This window comes from uncultured Nitratireductor sp., from assembly GCF_913053745.1.
Classification (GTDB): domain Bacteria; phylum Pseudomonadota; class Alphaproteobacteria; order Rhizobiales; family Rhizobiaceae; genus Nitratireductor.
This window is the reverse complement of record NZ_CAJXGF010000056.1, coordinates 1-25,766: the sequence shown is the minus strand read 5'-3', so window position 1 is coordinate 25,766 and position 25,766 is coordinate 1. Positions and strand designations below refer to the sequence as shown.

Here is a 25,766-nt window from a genome sequence, read left to right as displayed (position 1 = left end):
CGGCGCGCAAATGTCTTGCGTAGATTCTGCGCCATAAGAAGCGGTTCAGACATCGGCCACCTCGTTTATCAGGCGCGGCGTCGAAAAATCGATCTGTGCAGAAAGCAGACGTTTCGTGTAGGCATGCACCGGTTCTGTGAGAACAGCTCGCGCAACGCCATGTTCCACGAGCCGTGCCTGCTGGAACACAGCGATATCGTCGGCAAACCCTGAGGCGAGCGCGATGTCATGCGTGATGAAGATCAGAGTCATGCCCGCTTCGCGCACCAATTCTTCAAGCAGCGCCACGATCTCCGCTTGCACCACCATGTCGAGCGCACTGGTGGGCTCGTCGACGATCAAGAGCCGCGGCCGCGCCGCGATGGCGGATGCGATCGCGATACGTTGGCGCTGTCCGCCGGAAAACTGATGCGGATAAGCGTCGAAAGCCACCTGCGGATCGGGTATTCGGACCCGTTCGAGCAATGCCAGCGCATTTCTATGCGCCCCGCACCAATCGAGCCCAAGATGTCGCACGGCCCCTTCCGCCACCTGTTCGCCAATGGTCAGGACCGGATTCAGGCTGCTGCCGGGGTCCTGAAACACCAGGCCGATATCGCGCCCTACCATCGGAGGATGCGCCAGGCCCGGCCAGCGGATCTCACCACGAAACTGCGCCTCCAGCGGCAGGAGGCCGGCCAGAGCCAGAGCCAGCGTGCTCTTGCCCGATCCGCTCTCACCGATCACCGCCAGCCGGCGCCCCTGTCTTATGTCGAGATCGAGCCCGTCGAGGGCGAAACCCTGCGACGCGCCCTTTCCATAGGAAACCGAAAGATTGCGGATTTCGGCCAGGGACGCGCTCATCCACGCCCCTCGCGAGCGGCCATCGCATTCGCCAACCCCTCGCCCAGGAGATAGACGCCGAGCACAGTCGCCACCAGTCCAAGCCCCGGCACGATGGAAAGATGCGGCGCTGTGCGCAGCACATTGCGCCCTTCGGCGATCATCGAGCCCCAGGTCACCACATTGGGATCGCCAAGCCCGAGAAACGAAAGTGCGGCCTCCACCAGAACCGCCGTGGCGACGATGACGGCGGTCAGCGCCAGGACCGGCGGCAGCGCATTGGGCAACACTTCTCGCAGAGCGATCTCCGCCGGATGCATGCCGATGACCCGCGCCGCCGCCACGTAATCGCGCTCGCGGATCGAAAGAACTTCGGCCCGCGCAAGCCGCGCCGGTCCGGTCCATGCGCCGAGCGCAATGGCGAAAACGATGACGGAAAGCGAGGCGCCGGCCACGCTGACGAAGGCGAGAGCGAGCAGGAATGCCGGGACAATCTGGAATGCATCGACCACGCGCATGAGCGCCTCATCCACCAAACCGCCGGCTAGTCCGGCCAGCGTGCCCACGAGCGCTCCGGCGGTGAGCGCCACCAGCGCCGTGGCAAGCCCGACCAGAAGCGACGCGCGCGCGCCGTGCATCAAGCCCGCGAGCACATCCCGCCCCAACCGATCCGTCCCAAGCGGCAAACCCGCATCGGTGAAGGGCGCCGTCAACGGCCGCCCGACAATCGCCAGCGGGTCGCCCGGATAAAGCAGGGGCGCGGCAAGCGCCATGGCGGCAAGCAGCACCAGAAGACAAAGCCCCGCCACCCCTTCCGGCGAATCCACGAGACGGCGCGCAACGCGGTTCACGACGACGCCTCCCCGCTGCCCACGCGCGGGTCGAGAGCCGCATAGGCAATGTCCACCATAAGATTGACGACGATGACAAGCACGGCGCTGACGATGATGATGCCGGTCAAAAGCGGCGCATCGCGGCCCGCAACCGCTTCATGGGCAAGACGCCCGAATCCCGGAATGGCGAACACGCTTTCCACCACCACACTGCCGCCCAGCATGGCCGCCGCCTGAAGACCAAGCATGGTGACGAGCGGCAGAAGCGCGTTGCGCGCCACATGGCGCAGCACGATGCGCCGCCGCGCCAACCCCTTGGCGCGCGCGAACAGCACGAAATCCTGCCGCCAGGCTTCGGCCATGCCGGTCCGCATCATGCGCAGGAAAAGAGCGAGGTAAATGAAGCCGAGCGCGGAAACCGGCAACGCCAGATGCCAGGCAATATCGGCCACGCGCGCCAGCCCCGTCTTGCCGGAGGCTATGGTTTCGATGCCGGCTGTTGGAAACCAGCGCAGATCGACCGCGAACACCAGAACCAGCACAAGGCCAAGCCAGAAGCTCGGAACCGCATAGAGCGCCAGCGACCCGATGGAAAGCGCCCGGTCGGTCAGGCTTCCCGGCCGCGCGCCCGCCACGATGCCGAGCAGCGAACCGAGCGAGAAGGCAAGCGCCGTCGCCGCCCCCATCAGCCACAGCGTGTTGGGCAATCGTTCCACAATCAACCCGAGAACCGGTCGGTCGAACGCTACCGACCATCCAAGATCGAACCGCGCAAGAGCGCTTACATAAAGCGTCAGCCGTTTGAATGGCGACTGATCGAGCCCATAGCTCTGGCGCAATTCCGTCACGAGCCCGGCATCGCCACCGCCCAGCGAAACGAGGTAGGCGTCCACTGCGTCACCGGGCGCGCTTTCCAGAAGCAGGAACGTGCCGACAATGACGATGAGCAGCACCGGAATGCTGCTGACGATACGCCGCCGCGTCAAAATCAGGGCCCGGTGCATATCGGTCAGCTTTCCTTGCGCCTTCAGGTTCAACCCGGTTTTCCAACCGACCGGTCGCAAAATCAAGCGTTGTCAGGAGGTCAGCGCCGTGTCCGCCCAGTTCGAGACCGGCCAACGCGGATTGTTGCCCACGTTAAGTACGGTGTCGCTGGCAACCGTGGTAAATCCCCATTCGGCAACGTTGATCAACGGCAGATCGTCCACCACCATGCGCTGGAAATCGTTGTAAAGCGCTGTGCGCGCTTCGGTATCGATGGTCTCGGCGGCCTGGTCGATGATCGTGTCGAGCTCCGCATTGGCGTAGCCGCCCTGATTGGAGAACGGCACGCCATCGGGAATGCCCGATTGCACGAGGATTGTGGTCGAGATGGCCGGATCGCCGCGAAAGACGGGCGAGCCGACGGCAATGTCGAAATCATGATCCGTGTAGACCGCCTTCAGATGTGCCGGCGTGTCGTTGTTCACCAGCGTCACGTCGATGCCCACCTTGCCGAGCGCCTGACGCAGATAATCGCCAAACTGACGTGTTTCGCTGAAGAAGGGCGCCGGCAGGAGACGCAGCGAAAAGCGTATTCCGTCCCCGCCGCGCGGATAGCCCGCCTCGTCAAGAAGCGCGTTCGCCCGTTCGACGTCGAATGGATGAGCCGGCACATCGGGATTGTAGAATTGCGGTGCGTTCTGCGGTACCGGACCGGTGGCCGCCTGCGCATAGCCCAGAAACACCGTATCGACCACGAAATCTCGGTCGATGGCGTGCGAGATGGCCTGCCGCACATTCCGGTCGGCGAGGATCTCGTTGCGGTGGTTGATCTCCACCACAAGCTGATAGGTCAGCGCCTCATAGCCTTCCGTCACCACCTTCAGACCCGGCACCTTCGCGATGCGCTCCAGATCCACCAGCGGCACCTGCGAGAACGCCGCAAGATGGATCTCGCCGGCCTCAAGCGCGGAAGCCGCCGCCGCCCGGTCCGGCAGAACGCGGAAGACGATTTCGTCCAGCTTTGGCAACCCCTCGCCCCAATAAGCGTCGTTGCGCGTGAGGCGATAATACTCGCCCGGCCTGTGCTCGGCGAATTTGAACGGCCCCGTTCCCACCAGCGCTTTGTTGGCCGGATTGGCGGCAATGTCCGTGCCTTCGTAGAGGTGTTTTGGCAAAACGCTCGTCACCACGGGCAGTGCGTTGCGGACAAGCTGTATGGGCGTGGGTGCGGAAAAACGGAAAATGGCGGTGTGTGCGTCAGGCGCTTCCACCGTGTCGAGATTGGCAAACACCACGCGACCGAGATTTTGCAACGGTTTCCAGACCTGCATGGCGGAGTAGGCCACATCCGCCGAGGTGAACGGTTCGCCATCGTGCCACGTCACGCCCTCGCGCAGTTTGAAGGTAATTGAAAGTCCGTCTTCGGAACCTTCCCAACTTGTCGCAAGGCGAGGTGCCAACCCACCCTCGCCATCCATCATGGCTTCCGCCAGCGGCTCGATCACCTTGCTGGCAATGAAAAACACGCCATTCGACGCAACGATTGCCGGGTTCAGCGTGCGCGGCTCGGAATCCGCTGCCACCACCAGCCGTCCACCAGACGGTGTGTCTTCCGCCCAAGCGGCGCGCGACATCCACCCGGTGGCCGCGAGCGCTCCTGTGCTCAAAAGGAGTTTGCGTCTCGAAATCGGCAGAACGGCCATTGAAAACCCTCGTTTTACGAGCCAATCGTTTCCGGGCCGTTTCGGTTCCCGGAAACGTTATCGACAAAGTTTAAAACCGGCGCTTTGCGAAAACAGGGCCATGAACCCGTTGCATTGGTCCAGCCTGTTGAAGATGCCTCCATCAAAGATAGGGTGGCGTACAAGCGGAAACGACGATTGTGCGCTTGTCGGAAAGATTGCGAAAACGGTGTGGCTGGCGGCTGTCAAAAAGATAGGCCTCGCCTGCTTTGAGTATCCGGAACGCGTCGCCGACATTGAGCGCGAGTTCGCCTTCCACCACATAGCCGCCCTCACTGGAGGCATGCTGCAGCAGGGTTTCGCCGGTATCCGCCCCCGGCTCATAGACCTCATGCAGGATCTGGAGATTGTGCAGACGCGCATCGCCGATCTGCCTGAGGACCAGAAGCCCGCTCTCCGGCGCGCCGGCATTGATCGCAACGCGTGACGTCAGATCGATCAACTCGTGTTTGCCAAAAAAGGGGCCGGGATTGTCCTTTCGCTCCGGCTCAAAGAAATCCGCCATGCTGACACTCATGCCGCCGAGCACCTTGCGCAGCGTTGAGATGGAAGGGCTGATCTTGTTCTTCTCGATGTTGGAAATCTGCGCATGAGGCACGCCTGCCTGTTCGGCAAGCTGCCGCTGCGAGAGATTGCCGGCCGTGCGCATGGCCTTGAGACGGAAACCAATGTCGAAGTCGTCCATGAAACCTTCAATTGTTCCGGTTGCCCACGCCATTTCGATGCGGATGGCATCAGCTTCAGCGCCGAAGAATGTTCAAGATATTATCCCTTCTCTTCTTAAGCAATGCTCGAATTTGGCTGAAATCCGATTTCAAACTCTCAATCATATCAAAATGCGCTCAAAATATAGAGCATCGATTGCCTGACCTCAAAATGAGTGCTACCCGTAGGCAGAGCGGAGCGAGGTATGCCACCACCTCTCTCACGACCCAGTTTCATACAACGCAGGACCAGCCGATGACCGACAAGCCGAATTCCCCTGAAGCGCGCGATATCGCCTACCACCTGCACCCCTACACCAATGCGAAAAAGCATTTGGAGGACGGCCCACTGATCATCGATCGCGGCGAAGGCGTGTTTGTCTACGACAACAATGGCAAGCAATATATTGAGGCCATGGCCGGCCTGTGGAGCGTCGCACTCGGGTTCAATGAGAAGCGTCTTGTAAAAGCCGCCACGGAGCAGATGGAGAAGCTCCCCTACTACCATACCTTCACGCACAAATCGCATGGACCGGTGATCGAGCTTTCCGAAAGGCTGATCGGCATGGCGCCGGTACCGATGAGCAAGGCGTTCTTCACCAATTCCGGCTCGGAAGCCATCGACACGGCGTTGAAGCTGATCTGGTACCGCTCCAACGCGCTCGGAAAACCGGAAAAGAAGAAGATCATCGTGCGCAATCGCGCCTATCACGGCGTGACCATTGCCGGCGCCTGCCTGACCAGCCTGCCGGCAAACCACAAATCGTTCGATCTCATCGTGCCGGACGTGCTGCGCATGACCGCCCCGCATCACTGGCGCGAGGGCCTGCCGGGCGAAAGCGAGGAAGAATTCGCAACGCGCCTCGCAAAAGAACTGGAAGACACAATCCTCGCCGAGGGTCCGGAGACCATCGCCGCGTTCTTTGGGGAACCGGTGCAGGGCGCCGGCGGTGTGATCGTGCCGCCCGCCACCTATTGGGAAAAGGTCCAGGCCATCCTCAACAAGTACGACATTCTGCTGGTCGCCGACGAGGTGATATGCGGTTTCGGCCGGACGGGCACGATGTTCGGCTCCACCACTTACGAGATGAAGCCGGATATCATGGTGATGTCCAAGCAGCTTTCATCGTCTTACCTGCCCGCTTCGGCCCTGATGATCAACGACAGAGTGTTCGAACCGATCATGGAAGAAAGCGGTCGTATCGGCACACTCGGCCATGGCTATACGGCAAGCGGCCATCCGGTCGTCGCGGCCGTCGCACTGGAAAACCTCAAGATTATCGAAGAGCGCGATCTGGTCGGCAATGCCGCGCGTATGGGTGAACGCCTGCGCAACGGACTCGACACGCTTGCCGATCATCCGCTGGTGGGAGAAGTGCGCGGCGTCGGCCTCATCGCCGCCGTCGAACTTGTCACCGACAAGGCAAAAAAGACGGCGCTCGAGACGCCGGGTGCGCTTGGCGCAACGGTCAACGCGCATCTCCAGGAGGCCGGACTCATCAGCCGCGCCATGGTCGATGCCCTCGCCTTCTGCCCACCGCTCATCATCTCCGAGAGCGAAGTGGACGACCTCATTTCCCGCTTCAGGATGGGCCTGGACAAGGCGCTCGCCGGACTGCCCAAAGAGGCGCTACCGGCATAGACCGACCATAGCGCCGGGGGATGACGAGCCGGACAGGCGCTCTGAACCAGTCTTGCGAAAGACCGCATCGTATACACGAATGCGGTCTTTTCTTTGCCGGCTGCAGACATATCCATCGCTTCGACGAATGGACACCCGGCAATAGACGAGCGTCTTGAAGACCGATTGCAGCTTTGCGCATACAGTGCGCAACTTAGTGCATGAACTCTTATATATTTGCTCTCGCGAGCGGATTCTTCACGCTGTCCGACGGACGCGAAATAATCTCCATGTGTCGAAGATTCGTTCGGCCTTCGGTGCTTGTGTAATTCCCAAGGAAAAAGTCTTTCGATCGCGTTTCAGAAAGATGTCATGCGATCACTCGACCCGTATGCATAAAAACTTTCCATCACAAAAGAATTCATAAACAACTTTAGGTCACATATTGGCCCCGGGGATCGCTGGCATTCGATCGGGGCGGAACGTGTTCGAGATCATACGTGAGTGACATTCGTCCATTGGAGCGCGAGGACATTCCCGCAGTGGCGGAGATGTTTCAGCGCATATTGCGCGGGAGGCGGAAGCCTGCACCGCGTGGTGCGCACGCTTATCTTGAATCGCTGTTTCTCGATCCACCCCATCGCGACGACGAAATTCGCTCACTCGTCCATCTTCGCGACGATGGCAGCGTCAACGGTTTCATGGGTGTTCTCCCCATGCCCTTCACCTACCAGGGACAAACGCTTAGAGGGGCAATTGCCGGCAGCTTCATGGTCGACGGTCATGAAGATGACCCCTATGCCGGCGCCCGCCTTCTACGCGCATTCCAGTCCGGCCCTCAGGATCTCTGTCTGACCGAAACGGCCAACGACGTCTCCACAGCCATGTGGCGCAAGCTGCGTGGCACGGTTCTCACGGATTACAGCCTAGAATGGCTGCGGGTGATCCGCCCAGCGGGTTTCGTTACGGCGATGGCCGCTGCGGCGTTCGCCCCCGCAGCGATTGCAAAACCGCTTGCCCGCCCTTTCGACGCCCTTTTGCGACGTAGAGGCGCGCCGCCCCAATGGACCCATGTGGCAAATACGGAGTTCTCGGCCAAGGCACTTGCCACCGAGAAAGCCGACATCCAGGAAACAGCGGCTCTTTTCAAGCAGTTCGCCGCCACCTTTGCGCTCCATCCGAAATGGACCGAGAACGATCTGCAACGCATGGTGTCCGAATCCGGCCGCAAGACGAATTACGGCACGACGGTCCGCCGCAAGGTGCTCACCCGTGGCGGAAAAACGGTCGGCCTGTTCCTCTACTATGGAGATCGGGGTGGCATCGGACGCGTGATCCAGATTTTGGCCCAACCAGGCCACGAAGGCGCGATTATCGACACAATGCTCGCCGACGCGACCGACCGCGGTCTGACGGCATTGCGTGGACGCGGACAACCGGGCCTCGTCAACGCCATGCTTTGCCGTCGTTTCGCCTTCCTTCACGCCTCTTCGAGCATAGTCTACGCGAAAGACAAGACGCTTGTAGAACCGTTTCTCGCGGGAAACGCCTTTTTCAACGGTTTTGCCGGTGAATCCTGGTCGCGGCTCCTTGGAGATCGTTTCGACTAGAACACCGCATCCGGACGAGCACAGCAGGTTGAGCGGAAAAGCCAATGAAACGAACAGAGAGGATGTTTTCACCGCGTCAACGGTGTGAAGCGTATCGCTGGAGCGACCGGCTCCTGAGAATGGTGTGACCTATGTGTGGAATTGCCGGCTATAGCGGAAAGGGACTCCAGTCTAAGGAAGCCGAGAAGCTTCTTGCGGCAATGTCCGTCGCCATAGCCCATCGCGGGCCCGACGATGCCGGCTTCCACATAACGGACGATGCGGGCCTGGCGCATCGCCGTCTCTCCATCGTGGGATTGGCCGACGGGCAACAACCCATGGCAAACTTCGATGGGCGCCTCCACATCGTCTACAATGGCGAGATCTTCAATTTCATCGAACTGCGCCGGGAACTGGAAAGCCGCGGCCACCGCTTTCGCACATCCAGCGATACCGAGGTGATCCTGCACCTGTATGACGAGATGGGACCCGATTGCGTGGAAAAACTCAATGGCGATTTCGCCTTCGCAATCCACGACGCCGCTCGCAAACGGCTGTTTCTGGCCCGCGACCGCATGGGCGTGCGCCCGCTTTATCATGCATGGCATCGCGACCGCTTCTATTTCGCCTCGGAGATAAAAGCACTTCTGACCGTCCCGGGCATCGATGCACACCTCGATCCCTTTGCGCTCGACCAGATTTTCACCCTTTGGTCTCCCATCCCGCCGCGCACGGCATTCGAAGGTATTTGTGAGCTGCCGCCAGCCCATTGGATGATCGTCGAGAACGGTAAAGCGCTGACGAAACGCTACTGGGATCTGGATTTTTCCGAGGTCCGCAACGATCGGAGTGAAACGGAGATGGCCGAGGAGGTTCGCGCTCTGCTGGAAGACGCCACGCGCATTCGCCTGCGCGCCGATGTCGAGGTGGGAACCTATCTTTCGGGTGGGCTCGATTCCTCCGTCGTCGCTGCGCTTGCCAAGCGAATGGCGCCTGCCGAACTTACCAGCTTTGCCGTCACATTTTCCGATCCTGCTTTCGATGAAAGGGAATTTCAGGACGAAATGGTGCATGTATTGGGCACGGAGCATCATACGGTCTCCTGCGACATCAACGAGATCGCCTCCGTCTTTCCCCAGGTTATCCGGCACACGGAGCAACCTATCCTGCGCACCGGCCCCGCGCCGCTTTACCGCCTCTCAGGCCTCGTGCGAGCCAAAGGCATAAAAGCGGTTCTTTCCGGAGAAGGCGCCGACGAGATTTTTGCCGGCTACGACATATTCAAGGAAGCACGCATTCGCCGTTTCTGCGCGCGCCAGCCAAGTTCGCAACTGCGTCCGCATCTGTTTCGCCGAATCTATCCTTATCTGGCTGATCTGAAACGTCAGACACCGGACTATCTCTCTGCTTTCTTCAGCGTTTCACGCGACCGGCAGGACGATCCGCTCTTTTCGCATCGTCCGCGCCTGCGCAGCACGTCGGGAGCGAAACTGTTCTTTTCAGACGCACTCAAGGATACGCTGCGGGACTACGACGCTGCCGACGAGCTTGTATCCTCGCTCCCACAATCCTTCAGCCTGTGGCACCCTCTGCATCAGGCTCAGTATCTGGAGACGCGTTTCCTGCTGCCCGGCTATATTCTTTCCAGTCAGGGGGATCGAATGGCCATGGCAAACGGCATAGAGACACGCTTTCCGTTCCTCGATCACCGACTGGTGGAACTGGCCGCAAGCATACCGGCGAACACGAAGCTCAAAGGACTTCGCGAAAAGCATCTCCTGCGCCAAGCCATGCAGGGCACCGTTCCCGACCGGATCGCCGAACGACCGAAGCAGCCCTATCGCGCGCCGGAAGCTCGCGCTTTCGCCGGCGACCGACAGAATTATGTCGATGCAGCGTTCGGGAGATCGGCGCTCGAAGAAAACGGCTTCTTCGACGTTGAAAAAACGACGAAACTGTATAAAAAAAGCCGGCTAAGTAATTTTACCGGTTTTCGTGACAACGCCGCATTTGTCGGCATTCTATCGACGCAACTTTGGTCCCAGCAATTCGCCAGGCAGGTTCGCTCCAAGGACGAAACTCTGGCGATTCGTGACTGACCGTGAAAGGAAGCACCATGCCCGAGTCCATCAAGGCCGATATCCGCGCCTTCGTCGTCGAAAACTTTCTGTTCGGCGATGAAGGAGACGCGCCGGAAGACGATGCATCGCTTATAGAAAACGACATCGTCGATTCCACCGGCATTCTGGAGATGGTGTCCTTCCTTGAAGAGCACTTCGCCATCAGCGTCGCGGATCCGGAGATCGTGCCTGAGAACTTCGATACCGTCGCCCGGTTGAGCGCCTTCGTTGCGGGTAAAAGGAAGACCGTGGAGGCAGCGCCGACCGGCGCTTAGGAGCGAACGCCATGCGCGTCGAGGCCTTTCTGAGACACCGGGCTGGACTTACGCCGTCGGCCACCGCCGTGGTGGCCGCACAAGAGCGCTTAAGCTACGCCGATCTCGACCGTCTGTCCGAGCGGTTGGCCGGAACCTTATGCGTCCACGGTGTGGGTCCGGGAGACCGGGTCGCACTCTTTATGGAGAACATCGCGGAAATGGCCGTCGCGATCTTCGCTGGCCTGAAATCCGGCGCCACCGTCGTTCCTGTCAATCCCGGCATAAAGGCCGATGGCCTTACCCATGTCTTAACGGATTGCGCGCCAAAGGCCCTGTTTTACGAAACCAAACACACCGGACTTTGCGAAGAGGCAATGGAAACGTCGAAACATGCACCGCTGTGCATCGTTGCCCGAACGGGCAAAACCGCATCCGGCCGCACCCTCGCATTCGAAGATTGCCTCGACCCTGACACCCCGTTACCGCCCTTGCAGAACGACGATCGCGGTCTCGCTTTTCTGATCTACACGTCCGGCTCATCCGGAAAACCCAAAGGCGTTATGATGGGCCACCGCAATGTTGAGGCGGCTGCGGCGATGATTGCCGATTACCTGGAAAACGACGACAGGGACGTCGTGCTTTCCACCCTGCCGCTGTCCTTCACCTACGGGCTCTACCAGCTACTGGTCGCCGTGCGAACCGGCGGTACCCTGATTCTGGAAAAGAACTTTGCCTTCCCTCACAGGGTTCTTGAAAAGGCGCATGCCGAGGGTGTCACGGGCTTTCCATTGGTTCCCACCATGGCGGCCATGCTTGCCGATCTCAGCGAATTCCCCGCCGGCCGGCTTCCAGCGCTTCGCTACATCACGAATGCCGCGGCCGCCCTGCCACCGGTTCATATCAAGACCCTGCGCGCACTGTTCCCACAAGCACGGCTGTTCAGCATGTACGGCCTGACCGAATGCGCGCGGGCAACCTTCCTTGCCCCCGAAGACCTCGACCGCCGCCCAGGTTCCGTCGGCAAGGCACTGCCTGGCACCGAGGCAGTCGTGCTCGAGGAGGACGGCACCGAAGCCGCGCTAGACGCCACAGGCGAGCTCGTCATCCGCGGACCGCATGTCATGCAGGGTTACTGGAACGATACAGAAGCGACGGCGCACGTGTTGCGCGACGCACCGGACGGCAGGGGAAAGCGCCTTCACACCGGCGACCTCTTCAAACGCGATGCGGCGGGCTTCCTCTATTTCGTCGGGCGCAAGGACGAGGTGGTGAAGATCCGTGGTGAAAAGGTTTCGCCCAGGCAGGTGGATGCGGTGCTTGCGACCTGCCCCGGCGTGCGGGAAGCGCTTGCCTTCACCACGCCGGATCCGATCGCAGGCCATCGGCTCGCGGCACTCGTCGTGCGGGCCGATCCAGACCTCACCGAGCGCACAATCGCTCGGCACTGCAAGCATCGTTTACCCGATGCGATGATGCCGAAATCGTTCATTTTCCGGGCGGAGCTGCCGAAAACGCCAAACGGCAAGACCAGCCGCCGCCTCGCTGCCATGGAGGCCATGAGGGCGTCATGCACAACATAAACCATCGCTTCTGCATCGACGATCTGAAGATCGACGCCACAGCAGAGACCGACCGCATCGTCACCGCGCTGCGCGCACAGCTCCGCGGCACGTTGCGCAAGCGCGGATTAGTGCTCGGCCTGTCGGGCGGCATCGATTCCAGCGTTTGCGCAGCTCTGGCCGCCCGGGCACTGGGGCGGGAACGCGTGTTTTGCCTGTTCATGCCGGAATACGATTCCGATCCCGAGAGCCTGCGGCTCGGCGAGGAAGTCGCCAAAACGTTTGGCCTCTCAAGCGCGGTCGAAGACATAGGCCCGACCCTTGAAGCCATGGGCTGCTACGATCGGCGCGACGCCTTCATTCGCCAGGTGGTGCCAGGCTATGGAGAGGGCTGGTCGATGAAGATCGCCATTGCCAATGCACTCACCACCAAGGCCTACAATATCTCCTATCTGGTGGTGCGGCGTCCCGATGGCACGGTGGAAAAACACCGTCTGCCGCCGGAGGTTTATCTTGGCATTGTCGCCGCCACCAACATGAAGCAGAGAACGCGCAAGCAGCTCGAGTATTACCACGCCGATCGGCTGAACTATGCGGTCATCGGCACGCCCAACAGGCTGGAATACGATCAAGGCTTCTTCGTGAAGAATGGAGACGGCGCGGCTGATGTGAAACCGATCGCCCATCTGTACAAGTCGCAAGTCTACCAGCTCGCCAAACATCTTGGTGTGCCCGCCGAGATTCGCCGGCGCATGCCGACGACGGACACGTATTCGCTCGCCCAGTCACAGGAAGAGTTTTATTTCGCACTCCCGTACCGCGAAATGGATTTGTGCCTCTACGGGCTCGATCACGCGATCCCGGCAAAGAAAGTCGCCTGTGCCACCGGGCTCAGCGAACGGCAGGTCGGGCTTGTGTGGCGCGACATCGCAGCAAAGCGTAAGGTCGCCCATTATCTGCACCTGCCACCGCAAACGGTCGAGGAAATTTCGCTGCCCTGATCAGCCGGCCTTCTTGGCAGCGAGCAGCGAGGAGTCGGGAAAACGCAAAAGCATGCCGAAGAGATCGCGCGGCTCGTCGGGGTCGGCCAGAAGGTCGAGCTCGATGAAATGGTCGGTTTCACGAACCTTGTCGTAAACATAGCGCAGCGCTGAGAAATCCTCTGTCGCGAAGCCGACTGAATCGAACAGCGTGATTTGCCGTGCGTCGCGGCGCCCCTTCCTCTTGCCGGCAATCACCTGCCACAATTCCTCCACCGGATGATCTTCGGCAAGCTGCTGGATTTCGCCCTCGATGCGCGTCTGTGGCGGATACTCCACGAAAATGTCCGAACGGGTGAGAATGTCCCGGTGCAGTTCGGTCTTGCCGGGGCAGTCGCCGCCGACCGCGTTGATATGAATACCCGAGCCCACCATGTTGTCGGTCAGAATCGTCGCATATTGTTTGTCGGCGGTCGCGGTTGTGATGATGTCTGCGCCCTCCACCGCTTCTTCCGGCGTGGCGCACGCTGTCATCTGGAAGCCCAGCCCCTGCAGGTTCCGCAGACATTTTTCCGTCGCGGCGTCATCGACATCGTAAAGCCTCAGACGGTCGATGCCGAGTGCGGCCTTGAATGCCATCGCCTGGAACTCGGATTGCGCGCCATTGCCGATCAGCGCCATGCTACGCGAACCTTCGGGAGCCAGATATTTCGCTGCCAGCGCCGAAGTCGCCGCCGTTCGCAGCGCCGTCAGGATCGTCATTTCCGTGATCAGCAGCGGATAGCCATTGCCCACATCGGCATAGACGCCAAACGCAGTCACCGTCTGTCGCCCTTCGCGAGTGTTCTTGGGATGACCATTCACATATTTGAAGCCGTAATGCCTGCCGTCGCTCGTCGGCATCAACTCGATAACGCCTTCGCGGCTATGCGCGGCCACCCGTGGCGTTTTGTCGAAATCCTCCCAGCGGCGGAAGTCTTCTTCGATATAATCGGTCAGTTCGGCCAGAAATTGCTCCACTCCGATCTCCAGCACAAGTTCCATCATGTGGTGCACACTGATGAAGGGAACCAGATTGAGCTTATCGGTCGAGGGGGTGTAGGTCATATGTCAATGGCTCCTTGTCGGCCGATCCATAATGCGTCGCCCGAGCAGGCTGGCTGTGAGATCGACAAGCAGGGTCGCCGTGCGGCCGCGCTCATCGAGGAAGGGGTTCAGTTCCACGAGATCGAGGCTCGTGACGAGGCCGCTGTCATGCAGCATTTCCATCGCCAGATGCGCCTCTCGAAAGGTGGCTCCGCCCGGCACGGTCGTGCCGACCGCCGGTGCGATCGATGGATCCAGAAAATCCACGTCGAGGCTTACATGCAGCCGTCCGTCCGCCGCCGAAACGCGTTCCAGAAAAGCCCGCAACAGCGGCGCGAGCCCATGCTCGTCTATCGCTCGCATGTCATGCACCGTCACGCCTGCCCGGTGCAGGGCGGCGCGCTCGGCCGGGTCGACGCTGCGCAACCCGAGTGTGCAAATGCGCGTCGGGTCGACAGGCGCATACAGTTTCGGGAAATACCCCTCGAAACCGCCCTGCCCGCTGGCATAGGCAAGCGGAACGCCGTGCAGGTTGCCACTCGATGTGGTGTCGAGGGTGTGAAAATCGGGATGCGCGTCGAGCCACAGCACAAAGAGCGGCTTGTCGCTCTCCGCCGCCCGGCGCGCCATACCGGCCAGTGTTCCCGCCGCCATGCTGTGATCCCCGCCGAGAAAGATCGGCATCCCGTCATCGCCGGCAATATATGCGGCCTCGGCAATCGCATCCGTCCAGGCAACGATCTTCGGCAGCGCCTTGAGCGCGGCATTGTCATGCGGCTTCGTAGTCAGCGGCTTTGGAACGACCGTGCCCAGGTCGCTAACCTGATGCCCCAACTCGCCCAGCGCCGCGACGAGACCCGCCGTGCGCAGTGCGCTCGGCCCCATTTCACAGCCCATGCGCCCGGCGCCATCCTGCACCGGAATGCCCAAGATTTTGCAATGCATTATAGCACCCGACCACCCGAATAGTTATTTCCATTCGACCCCGGATTGCTGGCAGAACGAACAAACCAAATTGCCAAAAATTCTATAAGCATTTATCATTTTGAAAATTATGGATTTCAATTTGTGCAATCATGGATGAATTGGACTAGCGCCTCATTACCCTGCTGCGCCACGATGCACGGCGCAGTATCTCAGATCTGGCGATGGATTTGGGTGTTTCGCGCGCCACGGTTCGCACACGCATGGGGCGGCTGGAGAAGGCTGGACACATTGTCGGTTATACGGTCATTCTGCGGGCCGACACGGTGGAAGCGCCTGTACGCGGCATCACAATGGTGGAAATCGAGGGCCGCTCGGCTGATCGCGTGGTTCATGCCCTGGAAGGTTTTCCGGAAGTCTCCGCCGTCCACACCACCAATGGTCGCTGGGATATCGTCGTGGAACTTGGCGCATCGACCCTGACCGACCTCGACGCGGTGTTGCGCCGCATCCGCCTGATCCCCGGCATCGTGAACAGCGAGACAAGCCTGCTCCTGGCCACCCCCCACAGCACCCGCGCACGACTGTAACCGCAGCTTATGCGCACATTAACCCGGCGGAGCTAATCTGGAGTAACTGCCCCCGTTGCAATATCGCGAGCGAATGACCATGGATGACAAGACCTTGGAGACGATCCGCTGGGGAATTGTCGGCACCGGCACCATGGCGGAACAGTTCGCCAGGGATCTGACACTGTCCAGGGGTGCCGCGCTTGCCGCCGTTTCTGCACGCGGGCTCGAAAAAGCGAACGCCTTCGCGGCACGGCATGGTGACAGCGTATCGGCTCACGCTACGTATGCCGCCCTTCTGGGCGACAGTGCGGTGGACGCGGTCTACATTGCCACCCCCAACGACACGCATTTTGCGATTGCCCAAACAGCCATCGAAAGCGGCAAGGCCGTGCTGGTGGAAAAGCCATTGGTCACGACGAGTGCGGATGCGGCAAAACTCGAAGCTCTCGCCGCCGGGCGAGACGTCTTCCTCATGGAGGCTATGTGGACGCGCTTCCTTCCCGCCATCGCCAAGACCAAGTCCCTGATCGAGCGGGGCGCGATCGGTGATGTTACACGCCTTAGCGGAACGCTTGCCTTTCATCACCCCTATGAGCCCGAAAGTCGCTTTTACTCCAAGGCGCGTGGCGGTGGGGCTATGCTGGATCTCGGAGTTTATGGCATTTCGCTTGCCCGCTTCCTTTTGGGCGAACCCATGAAGGTTATCGGGGAATGGCGGGCCGCACCGACTGGTGTGGATATGTCCGCGTCGGTCACCCTGGTCTTCAACCGGGAGGTCGAGGCGCATTTTTCCTGCGCTTTCGATCATGAGGGCGACAATCGCTTTATCGTCGAGGGGAGCAAAGGCATTCTGATCCTTCAACCCCCGTTCATCGCCGCGCGCGCCGTGCTGCAATGCCGAAAAGGATTTGCCGCGCACATCGCCGCTTTTTCCGGCCGGTCGACCTTATCGCGCGTCATCCGCAAGCTGGTATACCGCCTACCTTTGCCGGGTATCCAGCGACATGCGTTCCCTTTCGAGGGATATGGGCTTCGGTTCGAAATCGAGGCCGCCTCTGAGGCGATACGCGCAGGTCAAAACCGACACCGTCTCATGTCGCCGTCGGACACTGCGCGCACGCTGGAGGTCGTCGAAAAAGTTCTCGCCGACGCCAATCGCCAGGCCTGAACGATCGACGTCAGATTTGGGCCCAGCGCGGGCGAAAATCGAAATGCGTCTTTGGTTTGTAATCGCGCTCACCGGCGTTCAGCGCCAGTACAAGTTCCGTGAGATGCAACGCCACTTGGCCGGAGAAGAACGGCACTGTTCCATCCTCAAGGCCCACGGCCTGCTCGGAAATGCCGCGCACGAAATCGATTTGCGAAGGATAGGATGGCAGTTTCTTGCGTTTGCGCACAGTCGCATTCGAAACACGTCGTCCCGACAACAGACGCACAGGCAGCGTCCGTCCGATCCGATGCTGGATCGCGTTCAAAACCTTCTCGGCAAACGATCGCTCATCTCCTGGCTTCGACAGATGAACGGGAGAACTGTCATCCCACAGGTCGCGCAGAACCAGGCTTCCCTTTTCCCCCAACACTGTTAGGGAGCGATCGCGCGGCGCAGCGAGGCCGCAAGTCAACCGCGCCTTGACGCCCGTTTCGAACGTCAGGACCCCAACCGAAAAATCCGGCGCGAGCGGTTCTTCGGCTCCCAGCCCTTTATCGGGAAAGCACAGCGCGGACGATGCCGAAAGGTGTGAGACCGGACCGAAGAGATCGACCAGCCAGCTCAGCGCATAGCCCGCGTGCTCCAGCGTGCAGCCAACCTTGAACTCCTCCGCGCCCGGCCAGCGTGCACCGGAGCGGCTGCGCCAGCTCTGCCATTCCGCGCGGAAAACGGGGCCGTCCTCCATCTCGGCATAAACGAGACGTGGACGGCCGATCTCGTCACGCGCCAGAAGACGGGTAAAGACTTCATGCGCAGCACTTAATGCATTCGCCGGCGCACAGCACAAGGAGAGACCACGCTCGCTCGCGATCTCGGTCAGCCGCTCTGCGTCCTCGAAAGTCATTGCCAACGGTTTTTCGCAATAGACGTGCTTGCCGGCTTCCAGACAAACGCGATTGACGTCGAAATGGCTGTCTGCGCTAGTCAGGTTCACGACAATCCGTACATCCGGATCATCGAGAAGCGAATGCAAGTTTGCGTAGGCGCTCACACCATAAAAATCGCAGAATTGCTGCAACCTTTCTGCATCGCGATCCCAGACACCAGCGAGCTTGAGAGTGGGATGGTTCTCAAGCGTCGTCATGTAATAGTCGGCGACGAAGCCTGTGCCGACAAAAGCGATAGTTGTCATCGCGAGCCTCGAATAGGTCCTGACCTCAGTTTTCCAAAGCGCGGATCGTGCGCAGCACGTCGTCCTCGGCGCGACGGCCACCGAACTCCTCAACGATGCCGAATGCTCCGCCATATCCCCAAATGGACCAGGAAAAACCTCGCTTCTCGGCTTTCGCGATCATGTCGCGAATATAAGCGGCGCGCCATGCCGCCGGCATCACATCGGGGTTCCCATACTCCTGGCGGATCATTCCGAACTCGCCCAGAATAATGTTATCAGGATCGACGCCGTTTTTCTCCGCCCAACCGGCCACCATGTCGAACGGCGCGTTCATCTGCGCGTCCAACTCTTGCTTCGTATCGACCCCGGCAATCTGTTCATCCAAATATGCGAGCATGCCGGAGCGGCGCATGAAGGGTGCGTCGCTGCGAATACGTTCGCGCGCCCTTTCGACCGCATCTTCCAGCTCGGCCTTGTGCTCATAAGGGGGATAGGGAATGCCCGTCACATAGCGAATGAAATCGCCTGCCCACAGGGCTCCCTGCGTCGTCAGGATGAAGGGATCGTAAGAGTGAAAGCTCCACAGGATGTTGCCGTCGGGAATGGTTTTTGGATTCAGTGCCGCGAGCCCTTCCGCCGATCCCCAGCACGCCCCCGACAAAACCAGCGTGGTTCGCGGCGCGGAGGAGCGGGCAGCGGCGAAGAGCCGGCCGAGTTGATCGTCCCAGGCAGCGCCCTCGACACCCTCGCAACCGGTCACCGGCTCATTCAACAGTTCGAAGGCGACGCGCTCGGGGTCTTCGCCAGAAAGCGTGCGGCCCATTTCACGCACCAGGTTCAAATAGCGCTCAAACAAAGCCTCGTCGCGCAGAATTTCCTCCACCCCGGCAAAGCGGTCCGCTCCGCGCGGTATGGGATGCAAATCGACGATCACCTTGAGCCCGGCTGCATTGACGGTGCGCACGCCGTCCAGCACGGAAGCGAACAGACGTTCGCGAAAGCGCGCGGCTTTGGAAGAGAGAAACGGGATCGGATCGACCGGCATGCGCACGAAATCGAACCCCGTATTCGTCAGGAGAGCGAGGTCCTCGACATCGACCTTGCGCCGCCATTCGGGATACGGCAGCAGCACGCCTTCCCGCGACCAATCAGCTTCGTTGGGCCAGCTATCCCATAGATCGAGATTGACGCCGCGCTGGGGCGAAAACGTCGCCGCATCGAGCGGACCGCCAGCAAGCGCGAGAAAACCGACCGCTGCGAGCGCGCCCCTGAACCATGCCGTGGCGATCGTCATTGCTCAGCCCCCGTTGCTCATACACGTGGGACGAAAGGCCCCTGCGATAATCCCGGATATCAGCCCCGGATTAACGAAGTATACCAGTTTGCTCTACTCCTCATCATGACGTGAGCAGCAACCTCAAACGATCGTGGCGCGGACCGGCAGGGGGTTAAAATCGTCAGAATGCGGACGCCTGCGGTCTCGAATTTCGCCATTCCGACGCCGAACGAACGAAAACAAGCAGAATGAAAGAATTCGGGCGGCTCGACGCCGCCCGCAAAGATCAATGGATCGCCTGCGCCCGGAACTGGTCCGGCTGGCCGCCATCGCCGACCTGCAGGTCGGCTTCGCTCGCCAGTCCCGCCGCAACGACGGAAACGCGGAAGACACCTTCCAACTTATCGTCGAAAATCGCCCCGACAATAATTTCAGCGTCGTCGCCCACCTCTTCACGAATGCGGGTCGCCGCTTCGTCAACCTCGAACAGCGTCATGTCGCGACCACCGGAAATCGAGACGAGCACGCCGCGCGCGCCCTTCATGTTGGCCTCGTCCAGAAGCGGATTGGCGATGGCGGCTTCGGCCGCCTTCATCGCACGCGCATCGCCTGTGGCCTCGCCGGTGCCCATCATGGCCCGGCCCATGTCGCGCATGACCGAGCGCACATCAGCAAAATCGAGATTGATCAGGCCTTCCTTGACGATCAGATCGGTAATGCATCGCACACCCGAATAAAGAACCTTGTCGGCGAGCTCAAAAGCCTCGGCAAAGGTGGTCTTGGCGTCGGCGATACGGAACAGGTTCTGGTTCGGAATGACGATGACAGTATCGGCCGCCTGACGCAGAAGTTCGATGCCCTGCTCGGCAATAGCCATGCGGCGATTGCCCTCGAAAGTAAAAGGCTTGGTAACGACGGCAACGGTCAGGATACCGGCATTGCGCGCTGCGGCGGCAATGATGGGCGCGGCGCCCGTTCCCGTCCCACCCCCCATACCGGCGGTAACGAAACACATATGCGTGCCCGACAGGTGATCCATAATCTCGTCGATGGTCTCCTCGGCGGCCGCCTGGCCAATCTCCGGCAGTGACCCGGCACCGAGCCCCTCGGTCGAATTCGCGCCAAGCTGAATCAGCCGTTCGGCCTTGGACATCGAGAGCGCCTGCGCATCCGTGTTGGCGGCGACAAAATCCACTCCCTGCAAGTTCTGCGTGATCATATTGTTGACAGCGTTGCCGCCACCGCCGCCGACACCGACGATGGTTATCTTGGGGCGCATTTCAGAAATTTCGGGCTTCTTTTCGTCCGTCATTGGGCCTTGGTCCTTCCTGGGGGCAGGCGGCGACAGCGAATCGCTCCGCCCGCGCGTCCATATCAAGGAATCAGAGTGCGCACGCTTGTTCAAGTGCGCGCTACACGCTGAACGCCGGCACAATACGGCTCAGATACACATCTGATGTCGAACTGTAACGCTTTGCGCAAGACGCTATGTATTGTCGGCAACGACACTTTCACGCAAAAGCCTCAGAACATCCGGGTCGGCCGACTGCACCCGGCTCCAGTTGGGGATAAATGGTGTTTCCATAGGAAACTCGAGAAAGGTGTGCCCCGCCTCGACGATGTTCGCCGCAAAAAGCTCCACAGCCTTTTCCTCCTTGTGGCGATCCACGTGAAGCCCGTTCATCATCGCATCGTTGTAGTAACGCTCGATCAGATCCAGCGCGAGGCGATAATAGGTCGCCTTAAGGGTTCGGAAATGCTCCTGACTGAAGACCACCCCATCGGTCGCGAGCTTGCGGAAGATAGCCTTGGAAATGTCGATGGACATGCGCGACAGACCGCGCGCGGCATCTTCCGCCGAAAGCGGCTGATGCTTGTGGTCGTAGCGGTCGCAGATATCCACCTGGCAAACCGCATGCCGGCCGAGATTGCGCCACGCTTCAGAGAGAACACCGATCTCCAACCCCCAATCCGAAGGGATACGGATATCCGGCAGGATGGCCGTGCGCATGGCGAATTCGCCGGCCAGCGGGTATCGAAATGCCTGAAGGTACTCGACATAATCGCTGTGACCGAACGTACGCTGGAGGGCAAGCAGCAGCGGCGCGATGAGAAGCCGGCTCACGCGCCCATTGAGCTTTCCGTCGGCGACGCGCGGATAGTACCCCTTGCAGAACTGATAGGGAAAAGACGGGTTGGCCAACGGATAAACCAACCGCATCAGCATTTCGCGCGTATAAGTGACAATGTCGCAATCGTGCAGAGCCACCACGTCGCTGTCCTGACAGGCCAGCGTATATCCCATGCAATACCAGACATTGCGCCCCTTGCCCGGCTCTTCGGGCGCAAGGCCGAGAGATGACAGACGTTCCTGCACCGCCTTGAGGCGCGGCCCGTCGTTCCACAGGATCGAATGTCGTTGCGGCAGACGCGCGAAATAATCCTGGGCGAACCGGAACTGCTTCTCGCTCGCCCTGTCGAGCCCGATGACGATGTGATTGATGTAATCGACGTGACAGAGCTCATCGACGATCCCCGCCAGTGCCGGCGCTTCGAGTTCGGAAAAGAGCGACGGCAAAATCAGCGTGATTTTGCGCCGGGCGGCGAACAGATTCAGTTGCCGCTCCATATCTTCGACCGAGACGGTACCCAGATTGTGCAGCGTGGCCACGCTGCCGCTTTGCTGGAAGTCCGACATGGCACTCCTCCCTATTCCGATGCATTCAACAGCGCGAGGATCTCCTCATTCCATCCATTGGGACCGGCCAGGTCGGCCCATCGTAACACCCCCCCAGCAGAAGGAGAGAATCTTGCAAGTCCCGCATGGGCGGGATTTGGAATGACGATGCCGATGTCGACCGCTTGGAGCATGGCGACGTCGTTGGGGGCATCGCCCAACGCGACGCTGACCGGCATCTCTTCCGCGAGGCGATAGCGTGCAAGGAGCTCGCGTACCCGCACACCCTTGGTGCCACCAAAGGAAAGCGTGACAAAGCGTCCGCCTTTCTGAACCGTGACGCCGCGCTTCTTTAGAGCCGTGCAAAAAGCATCGAACCCTGCCTCCGTACCGCTCCAAAAGCCCGGTTCCGAGAACAGGCGCTGCTTGGCGCGCACCGCGGACTCCATGCTCAATCCGGTGCGCGAGGCGACCTCGGCCGCATCCCAATCCGAGAAACCGGAAAAGTACCGACGCAACTCGAATGGCAGTGCCTTAAGGACATGTATCAGACGCTCATGCTCCGAAGCGGGCACACCCCCCGTCTCGTCGCCCGGTGGCAGGATGCCAGCGCCGTTTTCGACGATTGCCGGGCAGTGCGGAAAACCGACGGCTTGCCTGATCGGCATCACCTCGGCCGCCGTCTTGCTTGACGCCAGAATCAGGTGATGTCCCTCGGTACGCAGACGCTCAAGCGCCGGCCGGGCTGCGTCGAACGCGTAAGTTTCGTGATCGAGTAGCGTTCCATCCAGATCGCTGAAAACGACAAAAGACCGCCGGGCACTCATGATGCCTGCCCGCGATTGGAGATCCAGCGCGTCTGGTAGGGCGCAAAAACGATTTCGCCAGCAGGCTGCGCCACCGGTTCACCTGTCAGGAGGTCGTGCCAATCGTCGCCCTCGATCAGGTTGAGCGCCATGGAAGGCACACTGCGCTGCTCGTCAGTGAGATTTGAGATGGCGAATATACTTTGCGAACGGTCGAGACTCTGCCGCCAGAAACCAAAGAAGGCATCGCCAAGCTGAAGTGTGAACTGGGTGGCGTTGGGATGGAATGCGGGTTGCGCCGAGCGCACACGGACCATGGCCTTCAAGCGCGAAAGGATACGGGCCGGTACTGTTTGCGGGTCGTCCAGTTCATTACGCAACCTGGTATAATCGAGACGTTTGCGGTTTATCGCCCGGTTGTAACCGAGCTTTTCGACACCGTCATAATCGTTGCGGGTGGCAAGCAGCGCGTGGATGTAGAAGGCGGGAATGCCTTCGAGCCCCATGACGATGGCCTGACTGCACAGGAAACGCTCCATTTGGCGATGGTCGACGCCCCGATGCGTGCCGGCGAATGCGTCGAACAACGTCACGTTCAGTTCATAGGGTCTTTCGCCTTCAGGCCGGCTGTAGAAGGAAACACGGCCACCGAAATCCTGTACCGTGTCGATGACCTGCTCGATCTCGTTGTCCGGGATCAACCCTTCCGCCGGACGCAGACCGATCCCGTCATGCGAGGCGGAGAAGTTGAAATAGGCGCAGCCGAGCTGGGCCGGCGGCATGGCCATCTGCCAGGCATTCAGATATTTCGACGTGCCGCCGAGAAGCGCATGCAGAAGGAGCGGCGGCAGCGCGAAATTGTAGATCATGTGCGCTTCGTTGCGATTGCCGAAATAGCTCAGGTTCTCGACATTCGGAACGTTGGTCTCGGTGATGAGAACGATCGGTTCTTCACAATAATCGCATAGGAGACGAATCAACCGGACGATCTCGTGTGTCTGACGCAGATGGATGCAGGGAGTGCCGATCTCCTTCCAAAGAAACGCCACTGCATCCAGGCGAATGGTGCGCACACCCCACTCGATATGCCCGCGGATGATGTCGAGAAACTCGAGCAGGACGTGCGGATTGGAGAAGTCGAAATCCACCTGATCGTGACTGAACGTGCACCAGACGTGTTTGACGCCTGTCTCGGTCTTGAATTCACGTAGCAGCGGATGGGTACGCGGACGTACCACTGCGGTCAGATCGTCGTCGGGGTCGGCCACCTTGAAAAAGCCGGTCCACGGCTCATGGCCTTGAAGGAAATCCGAGAACATGCGGCTTTGGCTGGAACAGTGATTCATGACCAGGTCGGACATAAGCCGGAAATGCTCGGCGATGCGGGCAATATCCGCCCAGTCGCCCAACTGGCTGTTCACCACACGATAATCCGTGACAGCAAAACCGTCATCGGACGTAAAGGGAAAGAATGGCAGAATGTGAATGCCAGTGAAGACGCCCGCAAGATAGCGGTCGGAGAAATCGTGCAGGAGATCGAGCGGCTTGTGCTCGCCGTCGACGAGCGTGTTGCCATAAGTGATGACGTAGTTGTCTTTCTCGCTCCATAGCGCGTTGGCCGGAATACGCCCACGCTTGCGCGGCGTGCCAGCCTCGCCGAGAAAAGCCGCCTCGACACTGGTCGCCAATTGGACAGGATTGTGATCGGGATAGATGGACGCCAAAAGCTGACGCAGACCGTTTCGCAATCTGGCGGGCGCGGTCGCCCGAAACGTGTGCGCTGCTCCCCTTACCGTCATGGGATGATCCGGCCATGCTGCATTGCAACATGATGACGCGGCGAAACGGGATTGGCAAGGGCGACCGGTCGACACCGACCGGGTTCACGCGTCTGGCCGCCACCCGCCTTCAGGCGTTGGCGCAAGCGCCGGTGTTTCAAACACACCGACAACGCGGTCGCAAATGCCCTCGCTCTCGGCCGAAAGCGCCTCGCGCCAGCGGCTCGTTTGCAACATGGCCGCACCGATGGCGACGGGCTCGATGTCGCACAGTTTGAGGAGTTTCAGACCGGCCAGAATGGAGCTGCCGGTGCTGATGACATCGTCCACCAGAAGCACGCGGCGCCCCTCGATCAGCGGCAGCATGCGCGGATCGACATAAAGCCGCTTTTGCTGGTCGGGGCTGGTGACGGAGCGCAATGGAACCGAGCGTTCTTCCTCGTACCAGAATTTACGCGATGTGCTGAGCGGCACATAGCGGCTGTGACCGAGCGCGCGGGCAACCTGCGAAGCGAGCGTCAGACCGAGTGTGGGCAGGCCCACGACGACCTCCGGCCGGAAGGTCGACGCCTTTTCGGCCAACGCTTTCGCCAGAGCATCGGAAACCGCGAAACTGGCCTGATTGACGATGAGCGAGGCGAGCGCCCGCTCACCGCCGGAAAGGACGCGTATCGGGAGCCCCAGTTGCCGCCCGTCGGGCAGCTCGGCAGGAAAGAAATTCCGGTGGCCGCCACGCGGCGAGCGTTCGAAGGTTCCTGCCGGTTCGAGCGCCTGCCAAAATGCCTGAGGATCCATCTGGAAATCGGAATGCGTCATTGTCTGCCGAAAGACCCCGCGTTAAGAATGAACCGGTTTCACCAAGATTTCTGTTTCCGGGCAGAGCCTATATCTCCACGCCGGCCGCCCCGTTGCGGAAGGCACCTTTTATCCGGGCAGACGCATGAATGGAAAGGGCGTATAATGGCTGTTAACGAGGATGTTCGCGCGGAGCTGGACTTTCTCGCCACATTGCGGCGCGACCTACACGCACATCCCGAGCTGGGTTTCGAGGAAGAGCGGACCAGCCAGATTGTAGCCGAACACCTGACCGAAACGGGCATGAAGGTGCATCG

22 protein-coding genes and 1 pseudogene are annotated in these 25,766 nt (G+C 60.2%); 9 read left to right on the top strand and 14 right to left on the bottom strand.

All coding sequences use genetic code 11. The annotated features are described in order from the left end of the window. Positions 1–45: 45 nt before the first annotated feature. The 5 genes from QZ638_RS11095 to QZ638_RS11075 all read right to left on the bottom strand — a co-directional run bounded on the left by QZ638_RS11095 (position 46) and on the right by QZ638_RS11075 (position 5,066). Positions 46–843: an ABC transporter ATP-binding protein gene (locus tag QZ638_RS11095; protein ID WP_295810124.1), complete on the bottom strand. Its 798-nt coding sequence runs from the start codon at positions 841–843 to the stop codon at positions 46–48. Further along, positions 840–1,673 carry an ABC transporter permease gene (locus tag QZ638_RS11090; protein WP_295810122.1) on the bottom strand — a complete coding sequence of 278 codons (834 nt, stop codon included), beginning with the start codon at positions 1,671–1,673 and terminating at the stop codon, positions 840–842. The genes QZ638_RS11095 and QZ638_RS11090 overlap by 4 nt, the downstream gene beginning before the upstream one ends. Further along, positions 1,670–2,659 carry an ABC transporter permease gene (locus QZ638_RS11085; protein ID WP_295810128.1) on the bottom strand — a complete coding sequence of 330 codons (990 nt, stop codon included), beginning with the start codon at positions 2,657–2,659 and terminating at the stop codon, positions 1,670–1,672. The genes QZ638_RS11090 and QZ638_RS11085 overlap by 4 nt, the downstream gene beginning before the upstream one ends. A gap of 72 nt (positions 2,660–2,731) precedes the next feature. Next, positions 2,732–4,342 (bottom strand): ABC transporter substrate-binding protein, encoded by a 1,611-nt coding sequence (locus tag QZ638_RS11080; protein ID WP_295810121.1) that lies wholly within the window; start codon positions 4,340–4,342, stop codon positions 2,732–2,734. Positions 4,343–4,484: 142 nt separating this feature from the next. Continuing rightward, a complete protein-coding gene (locus QZ638_RS11075) occupies positions 4,485–5,066 on the bottom strand; it encodes a cupin domain-containing protein (RefSeq protein WP_295810119.1) in 582 nt (193 codons plus the stop codon). A gap of 275 nt (positions 5,067–5,341) precedes the next feature. Between QZ638_RS11075 and QZ638_RS11070 the strand changes: the two genes are divergently transcribed. The 6 genes from QZ638_RS11070 (at position 5,342) to nadE (ending at position 13,232) form a co-directional block, all read left to right on the top strand. Next, the gene (locus tag QZ638_RS11070; protein WP_295810116.1) at positions 5,342–6,727 is read left to right on the top strand and encodes an aspartate aminotransferase family protein; all 1,386 of its coding nucleotides are present in this window, start codon (positions 5,342–5,344) and stop codon (positions 6,725–6,727) included. Positions 6,728–7,206: 479 nt separating this feature from the next. Then, entirely contained in the window at positions 7,207–8,316 is a 1,110-nt protein-coding gene (locus tag QZ638_RS11065; protein ID WP_295810112.1) for a hypothetical protein, read from the top strand. 131 nt (positions 8,317–8,447) lie between these two features. Further along, positions 8,448–10,394 carry an asparagine synthase (glutamine-hydrolyzing) gene (gene asnB, locus QZ638_RS11060; RefSeq protein ID WP_295810109.1) on the top strand — a complete coding sequence of 649 codons (1,947 nt, stop codon included), beginning with the start codon at positions 8,448–8,450 and terminating at the stop codon, positions 10,392–10,394. A gap of 17 nt (positions 10,395–10,411) precedes the next feature. Next, a complete protein-coding gene (locus tag QZ638_RS11055) occupies positions 10,412–10,690 on the top strand; it encodes an acyl carrier protein (RefSeq protein WP_295810107.1) in 279 nt (92 codons plus the stop codon). A gap of 11 nt (positions 10,691–10,701) precedes the next feature. Continuing rightward, complete coding sequence (locus tag QZ638_RS11050; protein ID WP_295810105.1) at positions 10,702–12,252, top strand: class I adenylate-forming enzyme family protein; 1,551 nt, start codon at positions 10,702–10,704, stop codon at positions 12,250–12,252. After that, complete coding sequence (nadE, locus tag QZ638_RS11045; RefSeq protein ID WP_295810103.1) at positions 12,240–13,232, top strand: NAD(+) synthase; 993 nt, start codon at positions 12,240–12,242, stop codon at positions 13,230–13,232. The genes QZ638_RS11050 and nadE overlap by 13 nt, the downstream gene beginning before the upstream one ends. Here the strand turns inward: nadE and QZ638_RS11040 are convergent, their stop codons facing one another. Beyond that, positions 13,233–14,318 carry an ornithine cyclodeaminase gene (locus QZ638_RS11040; protein ID WP_295810100.1) on the bottom strand — a complete coding sequence of 362 codons (1,086 nt, stop codon included), beginning with the start codon at positions 14,316–14,318 and terminating at the stop codon, positions 13,233–13,235. It abuts the gene before it with no gap. A 3-nt stretch (positions 14,319–14,321) separates the two neighbouring features. Beyond that, positions 14,322–15,242 carry an arginase gene (gene rocF / locus QZ638_RS11035; RefSeq protein WP_295810097.1) on the bottom strand — a complete coding sequence of 307 codons (921 nt, stop codon included), beginning with the start codon at positions 15,240–15,242 and terminating at the stop codon, positions 14,322–14,324. A 155-nt stretch (positions 15,243–15,397) separates the two neighbouring features. Here rocF and QZ638_RS11030 point away from each other — a divergent pair, with 155 nt between their 5' ends. Then, entirely contained in the window at positions 15,398–15,811 is a 414-nt protein-coding gene (locus tag QZ638_RS11030) for an Lrp/AsnC family transcriptional regulator (protein ID WP_295810125.1), read from the top strand. Positions 15,812–15,890: 79 nt separating this feature from the next. Then, complete coding sequence (locus QZ638_RS11025; protein WP_295810095.1) at positions 15,891–16,961, top strand: Gfo/Idh/MocA family oxidoreductase; 1,071 nt, start codon at positions 15,891–15,893, stop codon at positions 16,959–16,961. A 10-nt stretch (positions 16,962–16,971) separates the two neighbouring features. On the opposite strand, the gene QZ638_RS11020 is transcribed toward QZ638_RS11025, so the two are convergent. The 7 genes from QZ638_RS11020 to QZ638_RS10990 all read right to left on the bottom strand — a co-directional run bounded on the left by QZ638_RS11020 (position 16,972) and on the right by QZ638_RS10990 (position 25,470). Further along, positions 16,972–18,135 carry a Gfo/Idh/MocA family oxidoreductase gene (locus QZ638_RS11020; protein WP_295810070.1) on the bottom strand — a complete coding sequence of 388 codons (1,164 nt, stop codon included), beginning with the start codon at positions 18,133–18,135 and terminating at the stop codon, positions 16,972–16,974. A gap of 25 nt (positions 18,136–18,160) precedes the next feature. Continuing rightward, positions 18,161–19,411, bottom strand: a complete 1,251-nt coding sequence (locus tag QZ638_RS11015; RefSeq protein ID WP_295810066.1) for a cellulase family glycosylhydrolase — start codon at positions 19,409–19,411, stop codon at positions 18,161–18,163. Positions 19,412–19,679: 268 nt separating this feature from the next. Then, on the bottom strand, positions 19,680–20,705 hold the full coding sequence (ftsZ, locus tag QZ638_RS11010) for a cell division protein FtsZ (protein ID WP_295810064.1): 1,026 nt from the start codon (positions 20,703–20,705) through the stop codon (positions 19,680–19,682). Positions 20,706–20,879: 174 nt separating this feature from the next. Continuing rightward, positions 20,880–22,091 carry a glycosyl transferase gene (locus tag QZ638_RS11005; RefSeq protein WP_295810061.1) on the bottom strand — a complete coding sequence of 404 codons (1,212 nt, stop codon included), beginning with the start codon at positions 22,089–22,091 and terminating at the stop codon, positions 20,880–20,882. Positions 22,092–22,102: 11 nt separating this feature from the next. Continuing rightward, on the bottom strand, positions 22,103–22,897 hold the full coding sequence (locus QZ638_RS11000) for a mannosyl-3-phosphoglycerate phosphatase (RefSeq protein ID WP_295810058.1): 795 nt from the start codon (positions 22,895–22,897) through the stop codon (positions 22,103–22,105). Then, on the bottom strand, positions 22,894–24,675 hold the full coding sequence (locus tag QZ638_RS10995) for a sugar phosphorylase (RefSeq protein ID WP_295810056.1): 1,782 nt from the start codon (positions 24,673–24,675) through the stop codon (positions 22,894–22,896). The genes QZ638_RS11000 and QZ638_RS10995 overlap by 4 nt, the downstream gene beginning before the upstream one ends. 84 nt (positions 24,676–24,759) lie before the next feature. Beyond that, a complete protein-coding gene (locus tag QZ638_RS10990; protein ID WP_295810053.1) occupies positions 24,760–25,470 on the bottom strand; it encodes a phosphoribosyltransferase in 711 nt (236 codons plus the stop codon). A 144-nt stretch (positions 25,471–25,614) separates the two neighbouring features. Between QZ638_RS10990 and QZ638_RS10985 the strand changes: the two are divergent. Further along, positions 25,615–25,766, top strand: a pseudogene (locus QZ638_RS10985) (amidohydrolase); the annotation flags it as partial.

Bases quoted from the DNA above. Each gene is read 5' to 3' on its own strand.
- QZ638_RS11095 (WP_295810124.1), bottom strand. From the start codon at position 843: ATGAGCGCGTCCCTGGCCGAAATCCGCAATCTTTCGGTTTCCTATGGA.
- QZ638_RS11085 (WP_295810128.1), bottom strand. From the start codon at position 2,659: ATGCACCGGGCCCTGATTTTGACGCGGCGGCGTATCGTCAGCAGCATT.
- QZ638_RS11080 (WP_295810121.1), bottom strand. From the start codon at position 4,342: ATGGCCGTTCTGCCGATTTCGAGACGCAAACTCCTTTTGAGCACAGGA.
- QZ638_RS11075 (WP_295810119.1), bottom strand. From the start codon at position 5,066: ATGGACGACTTCGACATTGGTTTCCGTCTCAAGGCCATGCGCACGGCC.
- QZ638_RS11070 (WP_295810116.1), top strand. From the start codon at position 5,342: ATGACCGACAAGCCGAATTCCCCTGAAGCGCGCGATATCGCCTACCAC.
- asnB (WP_295810109.1), top strand. From the start codon at position 8,448: ATGTGTGGAATTGCCGGCTATAGCGGAAAGGGACTCCAGTCTAAGGAA.
- QZ638_RS11055 (WP_295810107.1), top strand. From the start codon at position 10,412: ATGCCCGAGTCCATCAAGGCCGATATCCGCGCCTTCGTCGTCGAAAAC.
- QZ638_RS11050 (WP_295810105.1), top strand. From the start codon at position 10,702: ATGCGCGTCGAGGCCTTTCTGAGACACCGGGCTGGACTTACGCCGTCG.
- nadE (WP_295810103.1), top strand. From the start codon at position 12,240: ATGCACAACATAAACCATCGCTTCTGCATCGACGATCTGAAGATCGAC.
- QZ638_RS11040 (WP_295810100.1), bottom strand. From the start codon at position 14,318: ATGACCTACACCCCCTCGACCGATAAGCTCAATCTGGTTCCCTTCATC.
- rocF (WP_295810097.1), bottom strand. From the start codon at position 15,242: ATGCATTGCAAAATCTTGGGCATTCCGGTGCAGGATGGCGCCGGGCGC.
- QZ638_RS11025 (WP_295810095.1), top strand. From the start codon at position 15,891: ATGGATGACAAGACCTTGGAGACGATCCGCTGGGGAATTGTCGGCACC.
- QZ638_RS11020 (WP_295810070.1), bottom strand. From the start codon at position 18,135: ATGACAACTATCGCTTTTGTCGGCACAGGCTTCGTCGCCGACTATTAC.
- QZ638_RS11015 (WP_295810066.1), bottom strand. From the start codon at position 19,411: ATGACGATCGCCACGGCATGGTTCAGGGGCGCGCTCGCAGCGGTCGGT.
- ftsZ (WP_295810064.1), bottom strand. From the start codon at position 20,705: ATGACGGACGAAAAGAAGCCCGAAATTTCTGAAATGCGCCCCAAGATA.
- QZ638_RS11005 (WP_295810061.1), bottom strand. From the start codon at position 22,091: ATGTCGGACTTCCAGCAAAGCGGCAGCGTGGCCACGCTGCACAATCTG.
- QZ638_RS11000 (WP_295810058.1), bottom strand. From the start codon at position 22,897: ATGAGTGCCCGGCGGTCTTTTGTCGTTTTCAGCGATCTGGATGGAACG.
- QZ638_RS10995 (WP_295810056.1), bottom strand. From the start codon at position 24,675: ATGACGGTAAGGGGAGCAGCGCACACGTTTCGGGCGACCGCGCCCGCC.
- QZ638_RS10990 (WP_295810053.1), bottom strand. From the start codon at position 25,470: ATGACGCATTCCGATTTCCAGATGGATCCTCAGGCATTTTGGCAGGCG.